Annotated in this window: 5 protein-coding genes and 2 pseudogenes; 6 read left to right on the top strand and 1 reads right to left on the bottom strand. The window is 58.3% G+C overall.

The window, feature by feature from the left end:
• Positions 1-1,983: 1,983 nt before the first annotated feature.
• From AB4Y34_RS40050 to AB4Y34_RS40065, 4 genes are read left to right on the top strand one after another with little or no spacing between them, the layout of a single operon-like run.
• Positions 1,984-2,946, top strand: a complete 963-nt coding sequence (locus tag AB4Y34_RS40050) for a branched-chain amino acid ABC transporter permease (protein ID WP_368719146.1) — start codon at positions 1,984-1,986, stop codon at positions 2,944-2,946.
• Positions 2,947-2,972: 26 nt separating this feature from the next.
• Positions 2,973-4,142: an ABC transporter ATP-binding protein gene (locus AB4Y34_RS40055; RefSeq protein WP_368592345.1), complete on the top strand. Its 1,170-nt coding sequence runs from the start codon at positions 2,973-2,975 to the stop codon at positions 4,140-4,142.
• A gap of 20 nt (positions 4,143-4,162) precedes the next feature.
• Positions 4,163-4,954 (top strand): ABC transporter ATP-binding protein, encoded by a 792-nt coding sequence (locus tag AB4Y34_RS40060; protein ID WP_027198609.1) that lies wholly within the window; start codon positions 4,163-4,165, stop codon positions 4,952-4,954.
• A complete protein-coding gene (locus AB4Y34_RS40065) occupies positions 4,954-5,676 on the top strand; it encodes an ABC transporter ATP-binding protein (protein ID WP_013090284.1) in 723 nt (240 codons plus the stop codon). Before AB4Y34_RS40060 ends, AB4Y34_RS40065 begins: the two co-directional genes overlap by 1 nt.
• A gap of 803 nt (positions 5,677-6,479) precedes the next feature.
• Here AB4Y34_RS40065 and AB4Y34_RS40070 read toward each other — a convergent pair.
• Positions 6,480-6,610: pseudogene (locus AB4Y34_RS40070) on the bottom strand (IS5/IS1182 family transposase); the annotation flags it as partial.
• Between the two features lie 149 nt (positions 6,611-6,759).
• Between AB4Y34_RS40070 and AB4Y34_RS40075 the strand changes: the two are divergent.
• Together AB4Y34_RS40075 and AB4Y34_RS40080 are read left to right on the top strand one after the other, a co-directional pair.
• Positions 6,760-7,473, top strand: a pseudogene (locus AB4Y34_RS40075) (IS5 family transposase); the annotation flags it as partial.
• A 46-nt stretch (positions 7,474-7,519) separates the two neighbouring features.
• Positions 7,520-7,631 (top strand): transposase (locus AB4Y34_RS40080; protein WP_368719147.1); only part of this gene is annotated, 112 nt, incomplete at its 3' end.

Here is a 7,631-nt window from a genome sequence, read left to right on the forward strand (position 1 = left end):
GCGTCCGGCCTTCACCAGCTCGACCAGTTGCGCCCGAAATTCCGCCGGGTACGGGGTACGATGCTTGGCCATAATCGGCACCTCCTTCTCCAAAGGATAGATGTCCGTTTTTGCGGGTCAATCTCAGCTTCAACATGGCAGGTCCGTTATTGGGAGAAAACCTTGGTCATTTCTTTAGTCGGATGCCGATGCCAATGCACGTTCACCATGCTCCGCGACGACACCAACTACCAACCACTTTAACTGCTTGATCACTTCATTCTGGTGGCTCATCGATCGGATCGAACTTCATCACTGGACGAGCTTCGTAGCCCTAAAAACGCCCTCCGAAACGGCGTCCACTCGGATCGTGGAAGGTGTGATCGGGCAATCCTAACGGCAGTTCATCCCTGATACAAGCGTAACTTGCTTAAGCCAGCATAAGTAGAATTTATGTGACTAGGAAAAAGTGAGCTGCTTGGATATAAGCCGAATTTATTTCATATTCCTAATCGCGCAAAATAGAATAGGGCCCAGCCTCGGTCCACCGCAGTATTGTGCCGGGGTACCTTGATCCTTCTGAAGGAGGCTGACAGTTGGGCGCGTCGGGTAGATTGACAGGAAAAGCACTGCCGCAAGGGCTGGAAAAGGAGGCAACGTAGCGTCGAAAGGATGCTTGCCGCTCCGGGCCCCGAAGCTGATCATTAGGCCATCAGGCTGTTGGCGCCATTTGAAAGCGCCGTTTTTTAGACAAGCCGGCGGTTGGCGTGACGAGGCGTAGACGGTCGATGCGTTGCTGCGCCCCTCCTGCAATGGCTAATGCACATCGTTATTTCGGGATGGCGATTGATCAGCATTGGCGATCCACAAAAAGGCGGCCGTTGAAAAAAGGGTGGGATCTGATTGCCGCTTGACGCGCGCAACGACGGGTAGGCGACACCGCTCAAAAAATGTCCAGGAGAGGTGCCTGAACAACATTGCGTCACGTGAGATCGCTGCGCCATCAAACGCATCATCAAGCTGATGTTCGCTTCAGGAATTTTTGAATCTGATGCGTCATTCTGTCGGACACGTAGAGATCATGCACATGAGTCGAAGAGGGTAAGTATGCGATGCTGGCAATTCAAGAGTCCCAGTTGAATAGTGCTATTCCGGGATCACGCAAGAGAAATTTCTGGTTCTGTGTGATCGCTTTTGACGCTAGCCTTAGTGCGATGCGATGCGATGCGATGCGATGCGATGCGATGCGACTGCTGACGTGATCCGTGCGGCTCCGAGAAAATGTATTGGTCCGTCAGTAACGCTTGGTCGAGAAAACGTTGAAGGCTGTTAAATGTCGCGTCGACTCTGGGCGAAAAAGGAGCGCGCGGACTTTTGGAATATGTGGATTCGGCTGAAGCTTGCGTGCATAAGGGGCAAAACGGATGGCAGCCCGTTATTAGTTGAGCGATGCAAAGAGAGGGACATCCATGAATGGCATCAATCAGTCGTCCGCTTCGGTCGCGGCACTGCCGTCCGCGTGGCTGGACAGCCTAAAGTCGCAACGGAGAGGGTTGCTGAGCCGCTGACAGGCGGGCAGTTGACCTTTGGAAGGGACGACGAAAGCGGTGTTCGAATCGCGGTTGAAAATGTGAACAAAGTATCAGGAGCTGCAACTGGTCGCTCGGTTACGTTCGAAGTGCTATCGGAGGATGACGCAGTGGGTCGGGAACCGGGCGCGTCCTCCGTTCAGAAAACTCGTCTATTCGGGAGACACGACGGCGATCGGTCGCAGTATTTCTGGCGTGATTTCGTGACAGTGCACAAGCAGATGCAATTCTCGACAATGATCGAGAAGTCGCATTTGATCAGACCGGCGACTGGATCGACGCACATGTGACGGTCTGTGCGATTTGCGACGATAGCCGCCATCGTACTAGATTATTTTTCGACAGGTAACGGACAGCTTCGCGCTGTCCGTTACCCCGTATCAACCCGTAGGCGGTCAACTGGAGTAAGAGAGACATGGACATTCTGGTCCAACAAATCATGAATGGTCTGATTCTTGGCAGTGTCTACGCCATCATCGCACTGGGCTACACGATGGTTTACGGCATTCTGGGCATCATCAACTTCGCTCACGGCGACGTGTTGATGGTGGGCGCGATGGTTGCGCTCTCCGCCATAGGTGTGCTGCAGAACCACTTCCCCGGCCTCGGCAACGTGCTGACGCTGGTCATCGCGTTGCTCATCGCGGCGGCGGTCTGCGCGGTGGTCTGCGCGGTGGTCGGCTACACGATCGAGCGCGTGGCCTACCGGCCGTTGCGCCGCGCACCGCGTCTCGCGCCGCTGATCACCGCGATCGGTGTGTCGATTCTGCTGCAGACGCTCGCGATGATGATCTGGTCGCGCAATCCGCTGCCGTTCCCGCAGCTGTTGCCCACTGACCCGATCAACGTGATCAAGGCCACCGACACGACGCCCGGCGCCGTGATCTCGATGACCGAAATCGTGATCATCGTGGTGGCGTTCATCGTGATGGGCGGCCTGCTGCTGCTCGTGCATAAGACCAGGCTCGGCCGCGCGATGCGCGCGATCGCCGAGAATCCGAACGTCGCGAGCCTGATGGGTGTGAGCCCGAACTTCGTGATTTCGGCGACCTTCATGATCGGCTCGGCGCTCGCGGCGCTCGCCGGCGTGATGATCGCGTCCGAATACGGCAACGCGCACTTCTACATGGGCTTCATCCCTGGCCTGAAGGCCTTTACCGCGGCGGTGCTCGGCGGTATCGGCAATCTCGGCGGCGCGATGGTCGGCGGCGTGCTGCTCGGCCTGATCGAGCAGTTGGGCGCGGGCTATATCGGTAACCTCACGGGCGGCGTGTTCGGTAGCAACTACCAGGACGTGTTCGCGTTCATCGTGCTGATCGTCGTGCTCGTGTTCCGTCCGTCGGGTCTGCTCGGCGAACGTGTCGCGGATCGCGCCTGATCCCGGGCCACAAGGAGTCAACAATCATGACCTCAATTCAACCGATCGAGCCGTCCACAACGCTCATCCCCGAAAAGAACCGCACCAAGACGCTGACCATCGGCATCCTTACGACGATCTTCGTGATCGCCGCGCCGATGATCATCGGCGCGGCGGGCGGCAACTACTGGGTCCGCGTGCTCGACTTCGCGATGCTGTACGTGATGCTCGCGTTGGGCCTGAACGTGGTGGTGGGCTTTGCCGGCCTGCTCGACTTGGGCTACATCGCGTTCTACGCGATCGGTGCCTACACGGCCGCGCTGCTGAGCTCGCCGCACCTGTCGACGCAATTCGAATGGATCGCGGCGCTCGCGCCGCACGGTTTGAACGTGCCGATCTGGATCATCGTGCCGATCGCGATGGCGCTGGCCGCGATGTTCGGGATTCTGCTCGGCGCGCCGACGCTGCGTCTGCGCGGCGACTACCTGGCGATCGTGACCCTCGGCTTCGGGGAAATCGTGCGGATCTTTATGAACAACCTCGACCGTCCGGTGAACATCACCAATGGTCCGAAGGGGATCACCGGGATCGCTCCGGTGCAGATCGGCGGCTTCAGCTTCGCGCAGTCGCACTCGCTGTTCGGCATGCAGTTCCCGGCGGTGTACCTGTACTACTACCTGTTCGTGCTGTGCGCGCTGTTCGTGATCTGGACGTGTACGCGTCTGCAGCATTCGCGTATCGGCCGCGCGTGGGCCGCGATCCGCGAAGATGAAATTGCCGCCAAGGCGATGGGCATCAACACCCGCAACGTGAAGCTGCTCGCGTTCGCGATGGGCGCGTCGTTCGGCGGCTTGTCGGGCGCGATGTTCGGTGCGTTCCAGGGCTTCGTGTCGCCGGAATCGTTCACGTTCTGGGAATCGGTCGTGGTGCTCGCCTGTGTGGTGCTCGGCGGCATGGGCCACATCCCCGGCGTGATTCTCGGCGCGGTGCTGCTCGCGGTGTTCCCCGAGTTCCTGCGCTCCACGATGGGTCCGCTGCAGAACATGATCTTCGGCCATGAAGTCGTCGATACCGAAGTGATCCGTCAGCTGCTGTACGGTCTGGCGATGGTCGTGATCATGCTGTATCGCTCGGAAGGCCTGTGGCCCGCGCCGAAGCACGAAGACAAGATTGCGAAGCTGGCGAAGCGTAGCGGCAAGAAGCCGGTGCGCGCATAAGGTCCGGTGGAGAAAAAGACATGAGCGATAACGTAAGCAACAACGCGGCGATCCGTCTGTCGGTGAAAGGCGTCAACAAGCGCTTCGGCGGTTTGCAGGCGCTTTCCGAGGTCGGCCTGCAGATCCGCGCGGGTGAAATCTACGGTCTGATCGGCCCGAACGGCGCCGGCAAGACGACCTTCTTCAACGTGATCACGGGTCTGTACACGCCGGATTCGGGCGAGTTCAAGCTCGACGGCGAGAACTACACGCCGACCGCGGTCTATCAGGTCGCGAAGGCGGGCATTGCGCGCACGTTCCAGAACATTCGCCTGTTCGGCGGCATGACCGCGCTCGAAAACGTGATGGTCGGCCGTCATGTGCGCACCAAACACGGTCTGCTCGGCGCGGTGTTCCAGACCCCGGCCGAACGCCAGGAAGAGCGCGAGATCAAGGAGCGCGCGCTCGAACTGCTCGACTACGTCGGCATCACGCAGTACGCGGACTACACGTCGCGCAACCTGTCGTATGGCCACCAGCGTCGTCTGGAGATCGCGCGTGCGCTGGCGACCGATCCGAAGCTGCTCGCGCTCGACGAACCGGCGGCCGGCATGAACGCCACCGAGAAAGTCGAGCTGACCAAGCTGCTCGACAAGATCCGCGCGGACGGCAAGACGATTCTGCTGATCGAACACGACGTGAAGCTCGTGATGGGCCTGTGCAACCAGATGACGGTGCTCGACTATGGCAAGGTGATCGCACAGGGTCTGCCGCAGGACGTGCAGAAGGATGCGAAGGTGATCGAAGCTTATCTGGGTGCGGGGGTCCACTGATGTCCACGACGCAAGCAATGTTGAAAATCAAGGGCCTGCAGGTCAACTACGGCGGCATCCAGGCGGTAAAGGGTGTCGACCTCGAAGTCGGGCAGGGCGAACTCGTCACGCTGATCGGCGCGAACGGCGCGGGCAAGACCACGACGATGAAGGCGATCACCGGCCTGAAGGCGTACGCGGCCGGCGACATCGAGTACATGGGCCAGTCGATCAAAGGCCTGCCCGCGCACGAGCTGCTCAAGCGCGGTCTCGCAATGGTGCCGGAAGGTCGCGGCATCTTCGCGCGTATGTCGATCGTCGAGAACATGCAGATGGGCGCGTATCTGCGCAACGATGTCGACGGTATCAAGTCGGACGTCGAGCGCATGTTCGGCTTCTTCCCGCGTCTGAAGGAGCGCGCCTCGCAATACGCGGGCACGCTGTCGGGCGGTGAGCAGCAGATGCTCGCGATGGCGCGCGCGATCATCTCGCGTCCGAAACTGCTGCTGCTCGACGAACCGTCGATGGGTCTGTCGCCGATCATGGTCGAGAAGATCTTCGAAGTGGTGCGCTCGATTTCCGCTGAAGGTATGACCGTTCTGCTCGTCGAGCAGAACGCGCGTCTCGCGCTGCAGGCGGCCAATCGCGGCTACGTGATGGACTCCGGTCTGATCACGATGTCGGGCGATGCGAAACAGATGCTCGACGATCCGAAGGTTCGGGCCGCTTACCTCGGAGAATAATGCTGTTGTGTGATACTGGCTACGGTAAGTCGGGTCCCGGCTTACCAAATGATTTGCCGATGCTGAGGTCACGCTGATCAAAAAGCGCGCTTGGTACGTTAGATCATTTACAGGCATCTACGACTATGGCTATAACTCGCACCATCGCTTTAAGGTCGACAGTGCCTACGCGGGATCACTTTCCGCAGCGGTGTTGCGGGGTAGGTTCGATCCAGACGCGTTCAATCTGGATATTACAAATCAGCGGACGTCTAGTGCTGAGTGCCAATGCGCCCTTAGAGCGACGTTTACGCAATACAAGCGTTTCCGGAATGTCGTTGGAGCAGTTACGGAATAGTATGGCATAGAGCACTCTGCGTACTTGCCGGAGCTGGTCAGATACCACGACTATTCGATGATTTTGTTCGGCCGCTTGTTCTGTCGTGCGCAGGCCGGCATCGAGCGTTTCGAGCGCAACCGGATGGTGCCGCTCTTGTGCTCTAGGATTCTTCCGGGTTCATCCTTCTGTCCGCTCGCCTTCTCGAAGTAACATCGCGCGGCGGTCTTGTCGCGACGGGCACACGCAGCTGGAGATCGACTGTTTTACCCCCTGTTGACCGCGTAGCACAGGTACTTCTTGCTGTCTCTTGGTAGGCGGAAGTCTCCTCGGCGGGTTGTGCGTCTTCTACATCATGCATGATGTAGAATTCGAATCGAACGATGCTATTCGCGCGCTTAACTCGACTGAACCGATCCAGCATCGACTTTCTGCGTGGCCACGTATTCACGAGTTCCGTGCTTATTGCTAAGAGAAGGTTGCATAAAGACTGCTGAACGCGCTGAAGAGTGTTCCAGCAGATCGAGCAACACCCGAGTTTGAGGAACGCTTCGTGAATAGAAGCGCGACGTTCGAAGCGAATAGCAGACAACGGAAATGATGCGGCCGGGCATGCGTACTCCACAGTTCGTCATCAACAATCGGCGCGCCCATCCTTGGTTCCAGTTGTTCAGGTGGCCAAGGTTAAGGAAGGTCGGCAAAAGTCCTGGCATTGGGATTCCGGTGAACTATCCTGGGATGAAAGGAGTGAGTTAAGGAGAGCCCAGATGACGCAACGTGGACTTGACCTGGATTTGACAACGACGCGCACGCGTAAGCGAGAATTTCTCGATGAGGACGACGCGGTGCGCCTTGGTTGAAGCTCATTGCGCTGCTCGAACCGTACTATCCGACTGGTAAGACTGGACGGCCGCCGTTCCAGATCGCGACGATGCTGCACATTCATTTTATGCAACAGTGGTTTGGTCTGCCCGATCCAGCGATGGAAGAAGCGTTATATGACGTGCCGCTGTATCGTGACTTCGCAGGATCTGACGGTGGCACGATGCGTTTGCCGGACGAGAGCACGATTCTGCGGTTTCGTCACCTTCTCGAAGCGCCATGGACTGGCTGCGCAGATGCTCGCGCTGGTCAATGAAATATTGGTGAAGAAAGGCCTGATGCTCAAGACCGGGACGGTCGTCGATGCCACGATTCCGGCGCCCAGTTCGACGAAAAACAACTCCGGAACGCGCGATCCCGAGATGCGTCAGACGCAGAAAAGCGATAACTGGTGTTTCGGAATGAAAGCGCACATCGGCGTGGACGTTGAGTCCGGTCTGGTCCATACCGTTGTAGGCACGGCGGGCAATGTCCACGACATTACGGAGGCTCATGCGCTGTTGCACGGTCAAGAAACGGACGTGTACGCTGACTCGGGATATCAGGGGATCGAAAAGCGTCGCGAGAGTGGCGCGGTGCGCTGGCACATCGTGATGAGACTAGAGCGTGTTAGGAACTTCGATTGAGACTTGGTATCCTGGCGGGATGAAAAGAACCGACCGCAAAGGGTATCCGACAGATGTGTCGGATGAGGAATGGAGTTTCGCGGCGCCGTATCTGACGCTGATGGACGTTGACGCGCCCCAGCGCAAATACG

The sequence above is a fragment of the Paraburkholderia sp. BR10954 genome (assembly GCF_040965775.1).
In the GTDB taxonomy this organism is placed as follows: domain Bacteria; phylum Pseudomonadota; class Gammaproteobacteria; order Burkholderiales; family Burkholderiaceae; genus Paraburkholderia; species Paraburkholderia youngii.